A 19,389-nucleotide genomic window follows, 5' to 3' on the forward strand; every position below is an offset into this window, starting at 1 on the left:
GTCTACCTGGGCCATTGCATGCCGTGAACGAGGGGCTCGCCTTCCTCCTGGAGGTCGTGGCCATCGTCGCCCTCGCCTGGTGGGGGTTCTCCACTGGCGGGAACGTGTTGGCCAACGTCGTCCTGGGGGTTGGGGCACCGGTCGCCGCGATTCTGCTATGGGGTTCGTTCGCCGCACCCAAGGCCCGGTACAAGGTCGCGTTGCCGTTCGTGCTCATGGTCAAGGCCGTGGTGTTCGGTGCGGGAGCCCTTGCGCTGTACGGGGTTGACCGTCCCGGATGGGCGATCGCCTTCGCGGTGGTCGCTTTCGTTAACACCGCTTTGGCGACCGCCGACCGGGAGGCTCATTTCCGCGCCGAACGCTAAGCGGACCGCGTTCGCTCTACGCGGGGACCTTGTCGAGAAAACCGTGCACGCGGTCGAAACGGCCCTCGTCGTCGAACACCGCCACGTCGAAGCCGACCGCGATCGCCTCGCCGCCCTCCGGGGCGAGTTCCCAGGTGAAGCGGGCCACGTTGTGGTGGGCGTCCACGTCGCCCGCCGGACGGAAGACCAGGCCCGGGAACTGCTGCTGCGCGGCGCTGACGAAGGCGTCGATCGCGTCGCGTCCCTCGGCGACGCCGAGCGGGTCGACGTAGACGGCCCCGTCCGTCCACAGTTCGTCGATCGCGGCGCGGCGGGCCGCCGGGTCCTTCTCGTTCCAGATCGCCAGGTAGCGTTCCACGCGCTGCTGAACGTCGCTCATCTGATGACTCCTCAGTCGATCGTCCGGGTTGGTCGGTTCGTCCCCCGGTGGTCACTACGTTGCCAACCCGGCGGCGGAAGATCGATTACCTGGGAGGTCATCACGCCGATGATCGTGCGGGGCCGGACGATGATGTCGGATTCCGGCTAGTAAGCGTGCCTGACCATCGTCGATGCTGGAAGACATGCATGAGGACGCGGAAAGGTGCGTGCGGGCCGTCCAGGCGAAGGACGCCCGCTTCGACGGCTGGTTCTTCACCGGCGTCGTCACCACGGGGATCTACTGCCGCCCTAGCTGCCCGGTCGTCGCCCCCAAGCCGGAGAACATGCGGTTCTATCCGAGTGCGGCCGCCGCACAGCAGGCGGGTTTCCGCGCCTGCAAGCGGTGCCGTCCCGACGCCACGCCCGGCTCGCCTGAATGGAACCATCGCGCGGACGTCGTCGCCCGCGCCATGCGCCTGATAGCCGACGGTGTGGTCGACCGTGAGGGTGTCCCCGGCCTTGCCGGACGACTCGGCTACAGCACCCGCCAGATCGAACGGCAGCTCAACGCCGAACTGGGTGCGGGTCCACTCGCCTTGGCGCGGGCCCAGCGTGCTCAGACGGCGCGTCTTCTCATCGAAACGACGACCCTTCCGATGGGGGACGTGGCGTTCGCAGCGGGGTTCGCCAGTATCCGGGCTTTCAACGAGACCGTCCGGGAGGTGTTCGCCCTAACGCCGAGTGGGTTGCGCGACCGTGTGGCAAAGGGCCACCCACCCGCCGGTTCTGGCGCGCTGTCGCTGCGGCTTCCTTTCCGGGCGCCGCTCTGCCCAGACAACCTCTTCGGACACCTCGCGGCCACCGCCGTACCGGGTGTCGAGGAATGGCGGGACGGCGCCTACAGGCGCGCTATGCGCCTACCCCACGGACATGGGATCGCCACCCTTCGGCCCCATCCGGACCACGTCGCCTGCACCCTGACGCTGAGCGACCTTCGCGACCTCACCATCGCCATCAGCCGGTGCCGATGGATGCTCGACCTGGACGCCGACCCCATCGCCGTGGACGACCTGCTCCGCACCGACCCGGTCCTCGCCCCTCTGGTGGACAAGGCCCCAGGGCGACGTGTCCCGCGAACCGTCGACGCACCCGAATTCGCCGTCCGCGCGGTGTTGGGCCAGCAGGTCTCGACGGCCGCCGCCCGCACCCACGCGGGACGTCTCGTCACCGCCTACGGCGATCCCATCACCGACCCTGGCGGAGGACTGACTCACTTGTTCCCGACCCCGTCCGCCTTGGCCGAACTCAACCCGGAGGACCTCGCGTTCCCGCAGACCAGGCGCAACACCCTCATGACCCTTGTCGACGCACTCGCGAGCGGCGAAATCGACCTCGGGGTGGGGAGCGACTGGGACGAAGCACGCGTGCGCCTTTCCGCCCTCCCCGGCATAGGACCCTGGACGATCGAGACGATCGCGATGCGCGCCCTAGGGGACCCCGACGCGTTCACGCCCACAGACCTCGGGATCAGGGCCGCCGCCAAGTCGCTCGACCTTCCCGCCACACCGGCCGCCCTCACCCGTCATGCTGCTCGATGGCGACCATGGCGCGCCTATGCCGTCCAGTACCTGTGGGCGACCGGTGACCATGCCATCAACCTGCTCCCCGCATCCTGAATCAGGAGGATTTCCGTTCATGGGATCGACGCGCGTCGTCCTGGACAGTCCCGTAGGAGACCTCACCTTGGTCGCCGTCGACGGTGGTCTGGCCGGGCTGTACATGGAGGTGCAGCGGCACCGTCCGTCCGACGAGATGCTGGGGATACCGGGGGACCCGAAGGACGAGCCCTTCGCGTCCGCCGCCGAACAACTCTCCGCCTACTTCGCCGGTGACCTGACCGAGTTCGACCTACCGCTGAACCTTCTGGGAACGCCTTTTCAGCAGCAGGTGTGGACAGCGCTCCAGGAGATTCCCTATGGCGAGACCACGACTTACGGTCAGATCGCCGTCGACCTGGGGAAGCCGTCCGCGTCGCGGGCGGTCGGGCTCGCCAACGGGCGCAACCCGATCAGCTTGATCGTCCCGTGCCACCGGGTCGTCGGGGCCAACGGCGCCCTCACCGGCTACGGCGGCGGTCTCGACCGCAAGCGCTACCTCCTCGACTTCGAGCGCAAGACCAGGTCGACCGCCGACGCCCTCTTCTGAGGGCGCGCCGACGGGGCGTCCGCGACACGTCTGAGCTGGGCGTTCGGGAACTGTCGGTGGCCGGGGATACCGTGCGTGTCATGGCCGGTACCCCGGCCGGCGCCACCGTCGCGGAAAGGCTGATCAAGTGGAGTTCCGAGTCGACCGGCAGACGCTCGCCGACGCCGTCGCGTGGGCTGCGCGGACGCTCCCGGCCCGTCCCGCGCTGCCCGTCCTCGCGGGCATGCTCATCGAGGTCACCGACCAGGGCGAGCTGACCCTCGCCGGATTCGACTACGAGGTGTCCGCCCGCGCCAAGGAGGACGCCGACGTCGCCGAGCCGGGGCGCGCCCTCGTCCCCGGGCGGCTGCTCGCCGACATCGTGCGCAACCTCCCGCCCCACCCGGTGGAGGTCGTCACGAAGGGCTCGGAGGTCGTCGTCCGGTGCGGCCCGGCCGAGTTCGGCCTGCTCACCCTCCCCGTCGAGGACTACCCCACCCTCCCCGAGCCGCCCGCCGTCGCCGGGACGATCCCCGGCGACCTGTTCGCCACCGCCGTCGCCCAGGTCACCCCGGCCGCCGGGCGCGACGACACCCTCCCCATGCTCACCGGCGTCCGGATCGACATCGACGGCGACACGATGTGGCTCGCCTGCACCGACCGCTACCGCATCGCCGCCCGCGAGCTGACCTGGACCCCCGCCGAGGACGGCTTCACCGCGGGCGTCGTCGTCCCCGCCCGCACCCTCGCCGACACCGCCAAGGCGATCCGGCGCGACGCCGCGGTCACGATCTCCCTCGGCGGCGCGGGCGACACCCTGATCGGCGTGTCCGGCGGCGGCCGCAGCATGACCAGCCGCCTCCTCGACGACCAGTACATCAACTACCGGTCGCGGCTCACCGGCACATGGACGTCCGTCGCCGAGGTCCAGGTCGCGCCGTTCGTCGAGACGATCAAGCGCGCGGCGCTCGTCACCGAGCGCGGCACGCCCGTCCGGCTCGCCTTCACCACCGACGAGCTGCGCGTCAGCGCCGCCACCGGCGACTCAGCCCGCGCCAACGAGAGCCTTCCGGCACAGCTCAGCGGCGACGACATCGACATCGCCTTCGCGCCCCAGTATCTGCTCGACGGCCTCGCCGGAATCGACACCGAATACGCCCGCCTCGAATGCGCGGGCCCCACGAAGGCCGCGCTCCTCACCGGCATCCCCGACAAGAAGGACGACGAAGACGCCCCACCCGAAAGCGACACGGGGTTCCGCTACCTCGCCATGCCCGTCCGGCTGACGTCCTGATCCTCGCTCACAGGTCGAGGACGGCCAGGATGAACCGCACGTCGCCCTTACCCGCGTTCCCGTACGAATGGGGACGGTCGCCGACGAACACGGCCGCGGCCCCCTCCTCGACCAGGTCCGTCCGCCCGTCCACGCCGAGCGTCAGCGTGCCCTCCTGCACGTACACGATCTCCTTGGTGCCGGGGACGTGCGCGTCGCTCTCCCGCGTCTCCCCCGGCCGCAGCACCCACCGCCACAACTCCAGCGACGGCCGCGGATCCGACCCGGCGAGCAGCGTCCCCGTCCCGCCCTCTTCGCCCTCCCACAGGACGACGTGCCGCTCCGGCCGGAACATCCGCACCGGCGGCTCCTCCTCCACCTGCACGAGCCGCGTCAGCGGGACGCCCAGCGCGTCCGAGATCCGGATGAGCGTCCCGAGGTTCGGGTTCCCGCGCCCCTGCTCAAGGCCGACCAGGACGCCCTTGCTGACCCCGGCGCGCCCGGCGAGCTCGTCCAGGCTCCACCCATGCCCGGCCCGCAACGCCCGAACGGTCCGCGCCACGGCCTCCCCGATCGCCCCCTGCCCACTCACCCGAGCCTCCCAACTCACCGCCGACCGCCCCAGTCTTTCGCATCCCCGCCCACATCTGTGGCGGTCGGTATGATGGTATTCGGGTTTCATTAAAGTGACCGTGGTTGGAGGGTGCAGGGATGCTGGACCGGGTCGTGGTGGACGAGGCCGTTCGGGAGTTGCGGCCCGACTTCGCCGTCCTCGCCGTCGTCGCCGAGGGGCTCGTGAACGGGCCGAGCGACGAGGAGTCGGAGCGCTGGCTGGCGGACGCCGCTGAGCGGGCCGTCCCGGACGATCCGCACGTCGAGGCGTGGCGCGCGGCGTACCGGGCGTTCGGCGCGAAGCCGAAGCGGACCCGTCCCTCGGTGGAGGCGCTGCTCCGCCGCGCCGACGCGCTCCCGTCCGTCAACCGGGTCGTGGACGCCTACAACGCCGTCAGCGTCGAGTACGCCCTGCCCATCGGCGGCGAGGACCTCGACGCCTACCGCGGCGCGGCCCGCCTGGTCAGGGCCACCGGCGAGGAGCCGTTCGACGTGATCGCGGCCGGCGAGCCCGCGGTGGAGCACCCCGACCGGGGCGAGGTCGTCTGGCGCGACGACGCGGGCGTCACCTGCCGCCGCTGGAACTGGCGGCAGTGCGTCAGGACGCGCCTCACCGAGACCACCAAGAACGGGTTCTTCCTGCTCGAACGCCTTGAGCCGTACCCGATCGACAGGCTCGTCGAGGCGGGCGACAAGCTCGCGGAAAGGCTCCGCGCCATCGCGCCGGACGTCCGGGTCGAGTCCCGGATGATCGGCGGGCGGTGATGGTCACCGCCCTCGCGCTCAGCGCCGCCCTGGCCTACGGGGTGGCCGACTTCCTCGGCGGCGCCGTCGCGCGGAAGTCGACCACGTTGAAGGCGCTGGTCTGGTGCGTCCCCGGCGGGCTCGTGGTCGTGCTCGCGATCGCGCTGCTCGCCCCCGGAAGCCCGGCGCTCGGGCCGATGGCCTGCGGCTTCGCGGGCGGCCTCTTCGGCGGGACGGGCCTGATCGCCTTCTACCGCGCCCTCGCCAGGGGGCCGATGAGCGTGGTGGCCCCGGTGTCCGCGCTGGCCGCCGCCGTCCTGCCGGTGGGCGTCGGGGTCATGCGGGGCGAGCGGCTGGACATGTCCGTCCTGCTCGGCGTGCTGCTGTGCCTCGTGGCGATCGGGCTGGTCAGCATGGAGTCCGAGAAGGGCGACAGTGGGCATGTCACCGCGGCGGCGGTGCCCGGCTGGCGGCGGCTGCTCGACTCCGGGCCGCTGATGGCGGCCGTGTCCGGCGCGTGCTTCGGGATCTTCTACGTGCTGCTGAAGACTGCCGGAGACGACGCCGGGCTGTGGCCGATCGTCGGCGCCCGCGTGGGCACGCTGTCCATCGTCGTGGTGGCGCTGCTGGCCGTCCTCCTGCGCGGCTCCGGCCTCGGCCCGCGCATGCCCGGCCGGACGATGATCGCGCTCGCGCTGCTCTCCGGCGTCCTCGACGCGGGCGCGAACGCGCTCTACTTCCTCGCCGCGCACCGGGGGATGCTCAGCCTGGCCGCCGTCCTGACGTCGCTCTACCCGGCGATCACGGTGCTGCTGGCCCGGATCGCCTACAGCGAACGGCTGCGCGTCGTCCAGCGTGTGGGAATGGCCGTCGCCGTCGCGGGCGTCGCCCTCGTCACGGTCGGCTGACCCACCCACGGGGGAGCGCACTCGGGAAAGCCCTGGGACGGACGTCGGAGTGCGATGAGAAGGCGAAGGCCGCAACCCCCGCGCGGGGGTGCGGCCTTTCGGGCTGGGCGGTGGTGGTGGGATTCGAACCCACGGAAGGTTGCCCTTCACACGCTTTCGAGGCGTGCGCCCTCGTCCACTAGGCGACACCACCGCGGGAGAGCCTACCGGACGCGGCGGCGCGCGAAGAACTCGGTTAGGAGCGCGCCGCACTCGTCCGCCAGCACTTCGGCGACGACTTCGGGACGGTGGTTGAGCCGCCGGTCGCGGACGACGTCCCACAGCGACCCCACCGCGCCCGCCTTCGGGTCGACCGCGCCGTAGACGAGGCGGTCGACCCGCGCCTGGACGCAGGCCCCGGCGCACATCGTGCACGGCTCCAGCGTGACGACCAGCGTGCACCCGGACAGCCGCCACGTCCCGAGCGCCCGAGCCGCCGCCCGCATCGCGGTGATCTCCGCGTGCGCGGTCGGGTCGCCGCCGCGCTCACGGTCGTTGTGTCCGGCGCCGATGATCGTGCCCGACGGGTCCAGGACGACGGCTCCGACCGGAACCTCCCCGGCGTCCAGCGCCTTCCGCGCCTCCCCGAGCGCCGACCGCATCACGCCCGCCAGCCCCTCCACCACGGCGTCCGCTCCCGCCATCACGGCGTCCGCGTCCGCGACTGCGGCGTCTGGCCCTGCGGCTGCGGCGTCTGGCCTTGCGGCTGCGGCGTCTGGCCTTGCGGCTGGGGTGTCCTCTCCTGCCGACATGGTGTCCGCACCGGTTTCGCTGCCGCGTGGTGGCCGGGGGGCGCGCCGTGCTCCGGCAGCGAGGAGGCCGAGCCCGGCGCGGGGGCCGGGTCGGTCACGCGGGCGGGATCAGTCACGGAGGCGGTCGAATTCTTCGCCGAAGCCCGCCTGCTCGGCGACGGCGAGCAGCGCGTCGCCGGGGAGGGCGCGCTCGCCGAGGTCGCTGACGCGCTCGGCGGCCAGCCCGAGGTCGTCGAGGAGGCCGGGGTCGCCGCCCGGGTCGCCGTCCGGGATCTCGCCGACGAGCTGCTGGAACAGGGCGCCGAGCCCGTCCTCGCGGACGGTGGAGACGTAGGCGCGCGGCTCGTCCTGGCCGTCCAGCCGGACGATCGCGAACCAGTCGTCGTCGGCCTCCGCGAGCAGCACCACCGGGTCGCCGTAGGACTCGACGGCCGCCTCCCGCATCAGGTCGGCGACGTCGTCGACGTGCTCGGCCTCGGCGAGCACGGCCTCGGCGCCGACCCAGCCCTGCGGGGTCCGCGCGAACACGGCGGCGAAATAGGACACGTGCCAATTGTGACCCAACGGGTACCGGAGACACACCCCTGACCCCCGCGGCCGGCGCCCCGCGCCGGGAAACGGTTCTCGCGTCCGGGTTCCGGGGACGCGCTCCCGCCGGGACGTGTCAGGCGATGGCGTCCATGGCGCGCTCGAAGGCGGGGGCGAAGCCGATGCGGCCCGCGATGCTGAGGAGCATCTCGTCTGGATACAGCTCCAGGTCGCCGGAGATGGCGCCGAGCTCCATCTCGTCCAGGCCCAGGTCCGCGAAGATGGACATGTCGCCGACCGGGAGGACCTGGTCGAGCTCCTCGTCCTCGGGGATCGGGATGTCCAGGTAGTCGAGGACCTGCCCGGCGAGCGGCCAGTCGACGGAGGCCGTGACGTCCGAGAGGAACACCATCACCTCGTCGCCCAGCAGGCGGATCGCGACGAAGAAGTCGTCGCCGACCGAGACGAGCCCGACCGTCCCGCCGAGGCTCGGCTGCTGGCGCAGGGCATGGATCAGCCCCGCGAGGTCCTCGGTCAGCGCCACCGGGAGGATCTCGGCCTCCCAGCCCTCGTCTTCCCGATACACCACGACGGCGAAGTCCGTCGCGTCGACATCCGTCATCTCCACCCCACCGGCACGTTTCCTGCCACGGCATGGTCCCAGATGCGGCGCGTGCTCGTACGCCCCACCGTCAAACTGGGCGCCGCACCGGCGCGTGAGGCGGGGAGTCAGCGCCACGAACCGGGGCCCAGCGCCACGAATCCACCGTTCCCGGCACCCGCGTCAACGGGATCAGTTGATGCGGAACGTGCGGCGGCGGAGCGCGGCGTGGATCCGCGCGCGGCGCGACCGGTGCGGGGTCACCCGGCGGCGCAGTTCGCGGGCCTCGGCCAGCTCGCGCAGGAAGATCGCGCGGCGGCGCAGCCGCTCGCGGACCTCCTCGGGAGTGATCTCGCGGACCTCGTCCGGGGCGATGTCGCCCTGCGGACCTGGTCGCGTCGAGACGGCGGGAGCGGGAGCGGAGTCGTCGGGGAGTGCGGGGTCGTCGGGGGCGGGCGTGCGCCTCGTGGCCGCGGGCGGGTCCGGCGCGGACTCGCGGGCCCGCGCGGCCCCTCCCGGACGCTGATCGCTTTCGCTGTTCATACCGCCATACTGCCCAGCTCAGCGGCGTCCTATCCTATTTCGCCGGGCTCCGGCCGATCTTCCGAGGTGGGCTACGGTGAGCGGATGCAGACCCTCGCCGTCGACCACCCCCTGGTCGCGCACAAGCTCACCACGCTGCGGGACGTCCGCACCGACTCCCCCACATTCCGGCGGCTGGCGGACGAGCTCGTCACCCTCCTCGCCTACGAGGCGACCCGGGACGTCCGGGTCACCGAGGTCACCGTCCGGACGCCGCTCGTCGAGACGGCGGGCGTCCAGCTGGCGAGCCCGAAGCCGCTCGTGGTGCCGATCCTGCGCGCCGGGCTCGGGATGCTGGACGGCATGACGCGCCTGCTCCCCACCGCCGAGGTCGGCTTCCTCGGCATGATCCGGGACGAGGGCACGCTGCAGGCCGAGACGTACGCGACCCGGCTCCCGGACGACCTGTCCGGACGGCAGTGCTACGTCCTCGACCCGATGCTCGCCACCGGCGGGACGCTCGCCGCCGCGATCAGGCTGCTGTTCGACCGCGGCGCCGACGACGTCACCGCCATCTGCCTGCTCGCCGCCCCGGAGGGGCTGAAGTACCTGGAGCAGGCGTTCGCCGGCCTCGACGCCCCGGTCCGGGTGGTGACGGCCGCGATCGACTCCCACCTCAACGAGCAGGGCTTCATCATGCCCGGCCTCGGGGACGCCGGAGACCGCCTGTACGGCGCCGTCTGAGCGAGGCTCAAGGCGGTTCCCGGCGCCGGTCACGGCGCCGGTCACGATCGGGACGCGGTCGGTTCCGGCGATGTTCGTTCGCGATGGCAAGGGGTACGAAGGGCCTACGGAACGCCACTGCGCGTTCCCCTCCGCCGTCCCGGCACAGGGGACCGTCAGGACCGGGCGGCGCGAGCGAGCTCGATCGAGGACACGTGATGGCTCACCAAGGGGATGGCGACCTGCCGCGCTACGCGGAGATCGGGGAACGGCTCACCGAGGAGTTCGACGGGGTCCACGCCGCCGAGACGGTGGACCGCTGCGTCTCCGCCGCCCGGTACGGGGCCGAGGAGGTCATGGGGGCGGCGCCCGCCGACCTCGTGGAACGGATCGCGCGGCGGCACCTGGAGGTGCTCGCCACGGTCGCGGCCGAGAAACGGCGCAAGACGCGCCGCTCGTCCCTCGACAACGCGCCCTGACGCCCCGCGGGAACGCGGCACTGCGCGTGCTTTGCCGGTCGTGGGCGCTGTGCGAGACTGATTCGGGGTCCGTGGGACGATGCTCCGGGAGGCAGCAGTGCCCGCCAAGAAGTACATCACGTGGGTCGCGGTGGCCTTCGTGGCGTTCTACGTGATCAGCCAGCCGGACGGCGCGGCTCGGTCCGTGGAGAGCGCCGCGACCGGTCTCGCGTCCGCCGCGGACTCCCTGGCCACCTTCGTCAACGGCATCGCCTGAGGTTCGGATGAGGCTCGTAACCCCCGGCGACTCCGCGCCGGCGTCGGTGAACAAGTACCTGCTACCGCACGAGAACCAGGTCATCACGGTACGCCGCCATCCGGCGACCCTGATGGTGCCGGTCGGCCTCGTGCTCGGCGGCCTGATCGTCGCGGGCGTGCTGAGCAACACGGTCAAGGAGGCCATGTCCTGGGTGTGGTGGGGCTGGCTGATCCTGCTCGGCTGGTTCGTCTGGCGGGTCGCGGAGTGGTCCGTCGACTACTTCGTGATCACCAACCAGCGGATGCTGCTGACCACCGGCCTGATCACCCGCAAGGTCGCGATGATGCCGCTGGCCAAGGTCACCGACATGAGCTTCAAGCGGACGATCGCGGGCCGCATGCTCGGGTACGGCGAGTTCGTCCTGGAGTCCGCCGGACAGGACCAGGCGCTCACCAACGTCGACTACCTCCCGTACCCGGAGCAGCTCTATCTCGAGGTCTGCGAGATGATCTTCCCGAACAAGAATCCCGCGCCCGAGGAGCCGCTGCCCCCGCCCCCGCCGCCGCGCCGCCCCCGGGAGCCCGTGGAGCCGGTCGAGGGGGACGTCCCCACCGCGTCCGGCCCGGACGAGCAGGGCTAGCCCGACAGCGCGGCGTTCTGGTCAATTTCGGCGGATTGACGATCTTGCGGGTAGGGTCCGATAACGTCCAGGGGTGTGACATGCGTCGCGAGCTCGGGCGGTTCGTCCCGGCCGGCCCGGCGCGCCAGGGCGGAGCGGCGGGCGCGCGGGGGCTCGCGGCGCCCGCCGGGAACGCCGTTCTCCCGCCGCTTCATTACTCTCGATGTGCGATAACCCGCAATGTGCAATCATGTCGGCACCCCAGCCGCCTGTTTACTTCCGCTAAGTGAGTCCACATGCCGGGTCCAGGCAACGTCGGCGAACGTGTCCGCAACCTGCGGCTGACCAGACGCTTGTCGCAGGCACAGCTCGCCGGTCACGACCTTTCCGACAGCTACATCTCTTTGATCGAGTCGGGCAAGCGCACTCCGACGCCGACCGTGCTGCGCATGCTGGCCGAGCGCCTCGGCTGCACCCCGGAGTACCTCGCCGAGGGCGTCGAGCCGGAGCAGCGCGCCCACCTGGAGGTACGGGAGCGGCACGCGCACCTGGCGCTGCTGCGCGGCGACCCGGTCACCGCCGAGGCCGGGTTCGACGAGGTGATCGCGCGCAGCGACGACCCCGACCTGACGGCCCGCGCCCGCTGGGGCCGCGCCCGCGCCCTGGAGGCGCTCGGCCGCACCGACCAGGCGATCGCGCTCTTCGAGGAGCTGCGCGAGCAGGCCGAACGCGATCCGGGACGGGCGAGCTGGCTGCCACCGGTGATCGCGCTGGCGCGCTGCTACCACGCGGTCGGCGACCTCGGCCAGGCCATCGCGCTCGGCGAGCGCGCCATCGAGCGGCTGGGCCTGCTCGAACTGAGCGTCGGCGAGGAGTACACCGAGGCGGGACGGATTCTGCTGCTCGCCTATGTGGACCGCTCCGAGCCCGCCCGCGCGCACGAACTCGGCCGCCGCCTCCTGCACCCGCGGGACGTGCCGGACGAGCCGACCAGCGTCCACTACCAGCAGGCCAGCAAGCGCGCCCTCGAAGAGGGGACGATCGGCGACGCTCTGTACCTCGCCGACCAGGCCCTCGCCGTCCGCAACGACGCGGCCCCGGCGCACGCCCGCGCCCGTCTGTCCTTGGCCGCGGCGAAGGCGTTGCTCAGGGGTGTCACGCCGTTCTCTGCCCCGATCCCGTCAGGGACGGTGCCGGACGGTCCGAACGGGTTCGAACGTCCCCGTCCCGAGGGTTCGCGCGAGGCCGCCCAGGAAGCCCTTGCCCTGTTGGACGAGGCGACCGGCCTGGACGAGGCCGAGACCACCGAGAGCACCATCGCCCGAGCGCGCGCGCTGGTCCTCGTCGGCGAACTGGACGAGGCCATCCGCACGCTGCTGCAGTTCCTGGACACGGGCCTCGCGCTGGCCGCGCCGGAGGGCACGGCGTCGGTGGCGCCGGAGCCCACCGGCGACGTCGCCGCGCGGGCGCAGAAGACCGTGCTGGCACGGCTCGTCCTCGCGCGGGCGCGCGTCGCCCAGGGCGACCCGGCGGCGGCGCGGCTCGTGCTGAACGCCGCGTCCGAGCAACTGGGCACGCTGCACCCGGGGCGTCCCGCGGCGCACCTGTTCAGGGAGCTGGGCGAGCTGTTCGAGCTGGTCCAGGACGCGGAGAGCGCCGCGTCCTCGTACCGGCGGGCGCTGGAGGCGGCCGGGCTGCGGGCCGCGCGCCCGCAGGCCGCCAGCCGCGACCTCGGACGAGTCTGACCTTTTGTCCCTTAAGCCCGTTGCGGTGGGGGCGGAATAAAGCCGGGCCGATCGGCGTCCTATCATCCAGACGTAGGATGATTCGCTGACCGGAGGTAATCGTGACCTTGCGCACGGCCCGCCGCTCCTCGCTCGTCGATCAGGTGATCGAGCAGCTCAGGAGCGAGATCACGGGCGGCGGCTGGCCGGTCGGCGCGAAGATCCCGCCCGAGCCGGCGCTCGCGGAGGCCCTCGGCGTCGGGCGCAACACCGTCCGGGAGGCCGTCCGCGCGCTGACCCACGCCGGGCTCCTGGAGAGCCGCCAGGGCGACGGCACGTACGTACGGGCGACGAGCGAGCTGTCCGGGGCCGTCCGGCGCCGGCTCGAGACGGCCGAGCTGGTCGAGATCCTCGAAGTCCGGCGCGGGTTCGAGGTGGAGGCCGCACGGCTCGCCGCCGCGCGCCGCACCGAGGCCGACATCGCCGCGATCGCGCTCGCCCTCGCCCGCCGCGACGCGGCCTGGGCGGCGGGCGACCACGACGCCTTCGTCGAGGCCGACCTCGCGTTCCACACCTCCGTCGTCGAGGCCACGCACAACCGCGTCCTGACCGACCTGTACCGCGACTTCAGCGCCGCGCTCCGCGCCAGCATCGGCGCGGCCGGGTCGCTGCTGGAGCACGCGGACGTCCCGCACGGCCCCATCGCCGCGGCCGTCGAGGCGGGCGACGCCGACGCCGCCACCCGGGCCGCGCACGCGTGTCTGGACCAGATCCTGGCCTCCGCCAAATCCGCCCGGTCGACGACGACCTCCTGAACCTCCAAGCCGCTGCCCGGCATGTGCCGTCCGGCGCCCGCGCCCAATCGTTTGGGCCCAGGTCCGGCGGCCCGCGTCCCGGGCGTTCGAAGCTCACGACGAAGGACGAGATGAACTCCCCTGTGACGAGCAGAGTCTCCCGCGTGACGGCCGTCTGGTCGCTCGCCGGGCTGGTCCTGCTGACGATCAACCTGCGCGCCGCCATCACCGGGATCGCCCCGGTTCTCGGCGAGCTGCGCGAGGCGTTCGGGCTGTCCGGCGCGGCGGTCGGCGTCCTCACCACGCTGCCGGTGCTGTGCCTCGGCGTGTTCGCGTCCGTCGCGCCGCTGGCCGCGCGGCGGCTCGGCACCGACGTCGCGATCGCCGGGTCGCTCGTGCTGATCACGGCCGGGATCGTGCTGCGGGTGGTGGAGTCGCCGCTGTCGCTGTTCGTTGGAACGATCCTGGCGGGTGCCGGGATCGCGATGGGCAACGTCCTCATGCCCGCCGTGATCAAGCGCGTGTTCCCCACCCGGGTCGGCTCGCTGACCGGGCTCGCGATGATGCTGATGGCCGCGAGCGGGGCCGTCGCCGCCGCGCTCGCCGTCCCGCTGGACGAGGCGGGCGGATGGCGGCTGGCGCTCGCGATCTGGGCCGTGCCGTCCGCGTTCGCGCTGCTCGTGTGGGGGCCGCTCGCGCTGCGCGGCCGGTCGTCCCGCGCCGCCGCCGAGACCCCGGCGCGCGGCGCGGACCACTCGCTGCTCCGCTCGCCGATCGCCTGGTTCGTCGCGGCGTTCATGGGCCTCGCGTCGCTGATGTTCTACGTGCTGATGTCGTGGCTGCCGGAGATCATGCGGGACGCCGGGTACGCTCCCGCGACGGCCGGGATGATGATGTCCACGATGATGATCGTCGGCATCCCGCTGGGCTTCGCCGTGCCGGTGTTCGCGGCGCGGCTGCGCGACCAGCGCCCGGTCGTCGTCGCGGTCGCGGCCGTCATGGTCGCGGGGCTCGTCGGGATGATGGCCGTGCCGTCCGCCGGATGGCTGTGGGTCGTCGTGCTCGGCCTCGGCACCGGCAGCGCGTTCCCGCTGGCCTACACGCTGCTGAGCCTGCGCTCGCCGAACCCGTCGATCGCGGCCGGGCTGTCCGGGATGGCGCAGACCGGCGGGTATCTGCTCGCCGGGACGGGACCGTTCGCGGTCGGCGTCCTGCACGGCGCGACGGGCGGGTGGAACGTCCCGCTGGTGCTGCTGCTGGCGCTCGTCGTGCCGGAGGCGGTGTTCGGCCTGCTCGCCGCGCGCCCCGGCCTCATCCGGCTACGGGACGCGGCGCCCGCGCCGCGCGCCCTCCCCGCCCCGCAACCCGTCCGCTAACGGGACGGTTCAGGAGAAATCGACGGCGTCGAGGTCGAGTACCCGGGCGTGGAGGACGAGCCGCTGGTGCAGCGCGGCGCGCAGCGCCCGGTGCAGGCCGTCCTCCAGGTACAGCTCGCCCTTCCACTGGACGACATGGGGGAACAGGTCGCCGTAGAAGGTGGAGTCCTTGGCGAGGAGGGACTGGAGGTCCATCTCCCGCTTGGTGCTCACGAGCTGGTCGAGGCGGACCTGGCGAGGCGGGATCTTGGCCCAGTCCCTGGACGAGAGTCCATGGTCCGGATAGGGCCTTCCGTCACCCACCGCCTTGAAGATCACCCTCCGAGTCTACGGTGTCGGCATGACCCCGAGAAGGCGACTCAACAACATGAGTCACTCCGCTTGCCAGGATCGGTAAACCAGTTTCTCCCAGCTCACGGGCTTCGTTAGTAAGTTCCGAACTTGTGGAGTGCGATTTACCTACGGGCCGTGGACCAGTGCTGTTGGAACGCTTGTCAATTGCGACGCCTGTAGGGAGGCGGGCCATGGCACTCGCCTGGTCCGTCCCCACCTACCGTCAGGTGGACCATTCCAACGGCAACGACTCCAGTCCCAGCACCTGCCCCGCGTGCTCCGTCACCCGCGCGCCGTCCGGGACGCGGTAGTCCGGTATGCGGGCATGCCACTCGCGGATGGCGATCTGGAGCTCCAGCCGGGCCAGGTGGGCGCCGAGGCAGTGATGCGGGCCCGCGCCGAACGCGATGTGGCGGTTCGGATGCCGGTCGAGGTCGACGACGTGGGCGTCCGGGAAGGCGCGCGGGTCGCGGTCGGCGGCGGCGAGTGGGAGCAGCACCATGTCGCCCGCCTTCATCGGACAGCCGTGGACCTCGGCGTCGCGGGTGACCTTCCGTCCGATGACGACGATCGCGTAGGCGCGCAGCAGCTCCTCGACGGCGGACGGGACGACGCCGGGGTCGTTCGCGACGCGCGTCCGGTCGGCGTCGTGGCGGGCCAGATGCCAGAAGGCGTACGACAGCGCGGCCGACACGGTGTCCAGACCGGCCAGGAACAGCAGGACGAACAGCGACAGCAGCTCCTCGTCCGCGACCGGGCGGTCGCCGACGCGGAACGACAGCGCGGCCGTGACGATGTCGTCGCGCGGGTCGCGTCGCCTGGCGGCGATCAGCTCGGTGAAGCAGGCCGCGACGTCCGCCATGGTCGTGCGGCGCGCCTCGCCGCCCTCGGACGACGGCGTGTGCAGGATCGCGTTCTCCCAGGCCAGGAACTCCGGGAGCCGCTCGGCCGGCAGCCCCATCAGCTCCAGGAAGATCGACGTCGGGAAGACGCGGGCGAAGTCGGCGACGAAGTCGCACGTCCCTTGGGCGGCCAGCCCGTCGACGAGGTCGGCGCAGCGGCGTTCGGCGTCGTCCCGCATGGCCCGCGCCCGTGCCGGGGTGAACAGCGGGCGCAGCAGCCGCCTCCACACCGTGTGCTCGGGCGGGTCGAGCATCTCGGGGATCCACCGGTAGGCGGGATCGGCGTCCAACGCGCTGATCGCGCTGTTCGAGAACAGGCCGGGGGAGCGGCAGGCATCCATGATCGCGTCATACCGGGTGAGCACCCAGAACCCACGATCGGATCGGACCACCGGATGCAGCCCGCGCAACTCGTCGAACAGCGCGTGCGCCGCCCCAACAGGCCGTCCCGCGACACCGGGATCAAAGTCGACGACCGGATACTCAGAACCGCTCACGGCACTCCCCAGGCATGCAGTGGCCGGTGCCCTCAGGACATGCGAAGGCCGGTGCCCATCGTAGGCACCGGCCTGCCAGCGGCGGAGGATGCGAGATTCGAACTCGCGAGGCGTTGCCACCAACACGCTTTCCAAGTCTGCGTCCCCCCGTCCACCCATGATCGCACAGGACCAAACCACCAGCTCAGAAGCTGTCCCGCCCAGCCGCCGGTCGCCCTCGAACGCACCCGAACGACCCGGAACTCCGCACCACTGAGACTAGAACTGAGCCTACGGGACGGCTGGGCGACCGTCTGATCCATAGCGAGACTATCTACCTCACCTCATAAGGGACGGCAGGCTTGCACTACCGCACGGCCAATTGCCTCTAGGTCCGCATATGAGGCAACTAGGCTCGTTTGAAAATACCTGCGAGTCCCGCTATGAAGATGTAAGTCAAGAACCACCCTGTGACCGTGAAGAAAAATGAAAACCATGCCGCAACAGAGTCGACCACGAAGTTGCCGCGCTGGCCGAGGAGAGCCACTGGAAAGAGAAGATCTACTGTGTATCGAAAAGAGTTGAAATCGAGCTTTCTGGGACCCGGAACCGTTGTTATATGGCCATCTGCATGCAAGGTAGAGAAAATAATGGTTCCGATTATGGCAAAGATTACGAACGGGACCACTATGCGCCACGGCTTGTAGCCGTAGCCTATGAGAACTCGGAGGGTGAAACTCCATGGCACGGTTACTAGCTTACGGATTTCGCTCTTGTTGTGGTTTCGAAGCAATCGCTGCATCTCGATACCGATCTTACGAGCATCCTCTTCGTTCCCGCTAGCCCGGCAAACTTGAGCTAACTGTTCGAACGGTTGGAGAGCAAAACTCGGCTTGTTTCTATTGCACCACTCCAGCCGATCTTTAATGGTAACCTTAGGGCTACCTGTGATCGCGTTGTACTTGAAACCGACTACGGCTATGACTTCGGGCCATGCATCCTTCACATCACGCCACGCACCAACTCGCGCGTCGATGAGATCCATCGCCCCTCCGATTTCTGCGAATTGGGCATACACGGATTCATCCACTATCATGTGTCTCATTATAAGAGCTACAATTTCTTCCCCTTTCTTCTTTCTTGGGCAAGTCAGAACTGTGTTGTCGAAAGATAGTACAGCGTGAATATGTGCTCCATGAAGACGAATCTGGCCGTGAAGCTTAGCGTGTGCGAAGGAGAGTTGCCCCTTTAGCTCTCCTCGGTCCAGCGAGAGCGAAGGAAGATCTCCGATCCCCTTTACTTCACTTTCGATGAAAGACGCTTCACCGCTAATACTGGCGCCCGCAAGGGAGATGCCACCGTCAATCACTGCCTTCGAAGCGCTGAAGTCTGACCCGACTTTTAGTCCGGGAAGGTTCAGTGCGGGCGGCTTCCTTGACGCCACTTCGATTTGGTCGAGAATAACAGCTCTACCGACGTCACAAGCGCGGCCAGTTATATCGCCGGTCAGGTTCGCTGACTGGAGTTCTAGATCGCCGCCAATCACAGTTCCCCTCAACGATAGAGCCGTTCCGCCATTGGTTCTGACTATCGCCTTGGTGCCGTAGAAACTACCTCCTATACGCGCGTTATCAAAATCCAAGCCACCGGACGACTCAAAGGAACGGGTCAGGTAGATACCTCCTCTCGTGCTCAGGCCCTCTGCGTACACTGATACGTTCGATCGTCCGCCTTTTAGGCGGGCTCCTGAAAGTATGAGATCTCGTCCAACATTCCCATCGACGAGCGTCACATGACCCAAGATATTAACGTTCCTTAGGTCTATGCTGCGACCAGTCTGGATGTCAGACAGTTCGACAGCACCTCCTCCATCGTTATGAATTCTGCCAGCGGCCATCGTTAATGCGTCCACTTCGCATGCTCTAAGTATGATGCCGCCATCCGCATCTATCCTCGCCGCATCCAGTCTCCCTGAGATGCGTGCTCCACTCGCGTCCAATGTAACTTTCGCCTTATTTCTTAGGACGGTCTCGACGCATTCTACGTTTCCTCCGATGCGAGAGTCGCGCAAATCAACACCGCCAGAAGAGGACGAATAAGACAAGTTGATCTGGCCATCGATCTTGGTGTCTTGGCCGGACAAAGCTGGACGATTCTTATGTCCTGTCAACTGTGCACTATTGAAGTTTACATCTCCACCAACATGGGCGCGCGCAATGGAAACCCCGCCCTCGGCGTGGAAGTTCTCCCCACATAGAAGGGCACCACCGATATTGCACAAGCTAGCGTCCAGTGCATACCAGTCTCGGCACGCAATCTTCGCCCCTTTGCATGATAGCGATCCACTGAGACTGCCACCGTAGAGTGTGACTCCATCCCGGATATCTGCTTCATCCAAGAGTAGATTTCCATGGATGCTCGTTGCTGCGAGATTAAGCCGACTGATTGACGAGAGCGCGAAACTGATTGAACGCGCATCTGTGTATTTGAGGTCAACTTCGTCATCGAAGTAACAGCCTCTAAACCTAATTACTTTCGGGATCTCGCGTGCGCTTAGGTCGAGGCGACCAATTATCCTTGCCCCGACTATCGAGAGTAGACCCGCTTTAGGTAGATCAACTGACAGAATCGCGTCTGTCAGTGCCTCGGCAGCCAAAGATCTATCTTCTGCCCAACTTTGCCCTCCCCGGCCGTCAATGATCTCAGTGGGTGACGGACGAAGATCGATGGCCCCGGTTCGCAGGAAAGAATTGATTGTTTCAGACACGGGTTCTCCGGGTGGTAGCTTCCATGAGCGTCAGCTCATCCTGGAGTTCGGTAAGGTAAAGGAACAGTGC

Annotated in this window: 21 protein-coding genes, 1 tRNA gene and 1 pseudogene; 13 read left to right on the plus strand and 10 right to left on the minus strand. The window is 69.4% G+C overall.

Annotated elements, in window-relative coordinates; all coding sequences use genetic code 11:
• Positions 1-23: 23 nt before the first annotated feature.
• Complete coding sequence (locus FXF68_RS09360) at positions 24-365, plus strand: YrdB family protein (RefSeq protein ID WP_246178573.1); 342 nt, start codon at positions 24-26, stop codon at positions 363-365.
• Between the two features lie 16 nt (positions 366-381).
• On the opposite strand, the gene FXF68_RS09365 is transcribed toward FXF68_RS09360, so the two are convergent.
• Positions 382-744, minus strand: coding sequence for a nuclear transport factor 2 family protein (locus FXF68_RS09365; protein ID WP_148758545.1), 363 nt, complete (start codon positions 742-744; stop codon positions 382-384).
• Between the two features lie 184 nt (positions 745-928).
• On the opposite strand from FXF68_RS09365, the gene FXF68_RS09370 reads away from it, so the two are divergent.
• The 3 genes from FXF68_RS09370 to dnaN all read left to right on the plus strand — a co-directional run bounded on the left by FXF68_RS09370 (position 929) and on the right by dnaN (position 4,203).
• On the plus strand, positions 929-2,401 hold the full coding sequence (locus FXF68_RS09370; RefSeq protein WP_148758546.1) for a DNA-3-methyladenine glycosylase 2 family protein: 1,473 nt from the start codon (positions 929-931) through the stop codon (positions 2,399-2,401).
• A gap of 19 nt (positions 2,402-2,420) precedes the next feature.
• Entirely contained in the window at positions 2,421-2,930 is a 510-nt protein-coding gene (locus FXF68_RS09375; protein WP_148758547.1) for a methylated-DNA--[protein]-cysteine S-methyltransferase, read from the plus strand.
• 127 nt (positions 2,931-3,057) lie between these two features.
• On the plus strand, positions 3,058-4,203 hold the full coding sequence (gene dnaN / locus FXF68_RS09380) for a DNA polymerase III subunit beta (protein ID WP_148758548.1): 1,146 nt from the start codon (positions 3,058-3,060) through the stop codon (positions 4,201-4,203).
• 7 nt (positions 4,204-4,210) lie between these two features.
• Here the strand turns inward: dnaN and FXF68_RS09385 are convergent, their stop codons facing one another.
• The gene (locus tag FXF68_RS09385; protein ID WP_148758549.1) at positions 4,211-4,774 is read right to left on the minus strand and encodes a helix-turn-helix domain-containing protein; all 564 of its coding nucleotides are present in this window, start codon (positions 4,772-4,774) and stop codon (positions 4,211-4,213) included.
• Positions 4,775-4,893: 119 nt separating this feature from the next.
• On the opposite strand from FXF68_RS09385, the gene FXF68_RS09390 reads away from it, so the two are divergent.
• Both FXF68_RS09390 and FXF68_RS09395 read left to right on the plus strand, forming a co-directional pair.
• Positions 4,894-5,559: a B3/B4 domain-containing protein gene (locus FXF68_RS09390; protein WP_148758550.1), complete on the plus strand. Its 666-nt coding sequence runs from the start codon at positions 4,894-4,896 to the stop codon at positions 5,557-5,559.
• Entirely contained in the window at positions 5,559-6,446 is an 888-nt protein-coding gene (locus FXF68_RS09395; protein WP_148759331.1) for an EamA family transporter, read from the plus strand. The genes FXF68_RS09390 and FXF68_RS09395 overlap by 1 nt, the downstream gene beginning before the upstream one ends.
• A gap of 108 nt (positions 6,447-6,554) precedes the next feature.
• Here FXF68_RS09395 and FXF68_RS09400 read toward each other — a convergent pair.
• From FXF68_RS09400 to FXF68_RS43745, 5 genes are all read right to left on the minus strand, one after another.
• A tRNA-Ser gene (locus FXF68_RS09400) sits at positions 6,555-6,639 on the minus strand.
• A gap of 10 nt (positions 6,640-6,649) precedes the next feature.
• The gene (tadA, locus tag FXF68_RS09405; RefSeq protein WP_246178575.1) at positions 6,650-7,129 is read right to left on the minus strand and encodes a tRNA adenosine(34) deaminase TadA; all 480 of its coding nucleotides are present in this window, start codon (positions 7,127-7,129) and stop codon (positions 6,650-6,652) included.
• Positions 7,130-7,345: 216 nt separating this feature from the next.
• On the minus strand, positions 7,346-7,783 hold the full coding sequence (locus tag FXF68_RS09410; RefSeq protein WP_148758551.1) for a tRNA adenosine deaminase-associated protein: 438 nt from the start codon (positions 7,781-7,783) through the stop codon (positions 7,346-7,348).
• Positions 7,784-7,901: 118 nt separating this feature from the next.
• On the minus strand, positions 7,902-8,387 hold the full coding sequence (locus FXF68_RS09415) for a tRNA adenosine deaminase-associated protein (RefSeq protein WP_067894295.1): 486 nt from the start codon (positions 8,385-8,387) through the stop codon (positions 7,902-7,904).
• Between the two features lie 171 nt (positions 8,388-8,558).
• The gene (locus FXF68_RS43745; RefSeq protein ID WP_246178576.1) at positions 8,559-8,909 is read right to left on the minus strand and encodes a hypothetical protein; all 351 of its coding nucleotides are present in this window, start codon (positions 8,907-8,909) and stop codon (positions 8,559-8,561) included.
• 84 nt (positions 8,910-8,993) lie between these two features.
• Between FXF68_RS43745 and upp the strand changes: the two genes are divergently transcribed.
• The 7 genes and pseudogenes from upp (at position 8,994) to FXF68_RS09450 (ending at position 14,841) form a co-directional block, all read left to right on the plus strand.
• Positions 8,994-9,632, plus strand: a complete 639-nt coding sequence (upp, locus tag FXF68_RS09425; RefSeq protein ID WP_148758552.1) for a uracil phosphoribosyltransferase — start codon at positions 8,994-8,996, stop codon at positions 9,630-9,632.
• 197 nt (positions 9,633-9,829) lie between these two features.
• Complete coding sequence (locus FXF68_RS09430; RefSeq protein ID WP_148758553.1) at positions 9,830-10,090, plus strand: hypothetical protein; 261 nt, start codon at positions 9,830-9,832, stop codon at positions 10,088-10,090.
• Positions 10,091-10,187: 97 nt separating this feature from the next.
• On the plus strand, positions 10,188-10,346 hold the full coding sequence (locus FXF68_RS42225; protein WP_187437914.1) for a hypothetical protein: 159 nt from the start codon (positions 10,188-10,190) through the stop codon (positions 10,344-10,346).
• Between the two features lie 7 nt (positions 10,347-10,353).
• Positions 10,354-10,851, plus strand: a pseudogene (locus tag FXF68_RS09435) (PH domain-containing protein); the annotation flags it as partial.
• Between the two features lie 392 nt (positions 10,852-11,243).
• Positions 11,244-12,692 carry a helix-turn-helix domain-containing protein gene (locus FXF68_RS09440; protein ID WP_148758554.1) on the plus strand — a complete coding sequence of 483 codons (1,449 nt, stop codon included), beginning with the start codon at positions 11,244-11,246 and terminating at the stop codon, positions 12,690-12,692.
• Positions 12,693-12,793: 101 nt separating this feature from the next.
• Positions 12,794-13,486, plus strand: a complete 693-nt coding sequence (locus FXF68_RS09445; RefSeq protein WP_148758555.1) for a FadR/GntR family transcriptional regulator — start codon at positions 12,794-12,796, stop codon at positions 13,484-13,486.
• 143 nt (positions 13,487-13,629) lie between these two features.
• The gene (locus FXF68_RS09450) at positions 13,630-14,841 is read left to right on the plus strand and encodes a CynX/NimT family MFS transporter (RefSeq protein ID WP_246178578.1); all 1,212 of its coding nucleotides are present in this window, start codon (positions 13,630-13,632) and stop codon (positions 14,839-14,841) included.
• A 9-nt stretch (positions 14,842-14,850) separates the two neighbouring features.
• Here FXF68_RS09450 and FXF68_RS09455 read toward each other — a convergent pair whose 3' ends face one another.
• The 3 genes from FXF68_RS09455 to FXF68_RS09465 form a co-directional block, all read right to left on the minus strand.
• Positions 14,851-15,159, minus strand: coding sequence for a type II toxin-antitoxin system VapB family antitoxin (locus tag FXF68_RS09455; protein WP_148350294.1), 309 nt, complete (start codon positions 15,157-15,159; stop codon positions 14,851-14,853).
• A 238-nt stretch (positions 15,160-15,397) separates the two neighbouring features.
• Positions 15,398-16,573, minus strand: a complete 1,176-nt coding sequence (locus tag FXF68_RS09460) for a cytochrome P450 (RefSeq protein WP_246178580.1) — start codon at positions 16,571-16,573, stop codon at positions 15,398-15,400.
• Positions 16,574-16,961: 388 nt separating this feature from the next.
• Complete coding sequence (locus FXF68_RS09465; protein WP_187437828.1) at positions 16,962-19,319, minus strand: translocation/assembly module TamB domain-containing protein; 2,358 nt, start codon at positions 19,317-19,319, stop codon at positions 16,962-16,964.
• Between the last annotated feature and the right edge of the window lie 70 nt (positions 19,320-19,389).

Source organism: Actinomadura decatromicini (assembly GCF_008121305.1).
GTDB classification, from domain to species: domain Bacteria; phylum Actinomycetota; class Actinomycetes; order Streptosporangiales; family Streptosporangiaceae; genus Spirillospora; species Spirillospora syzygii.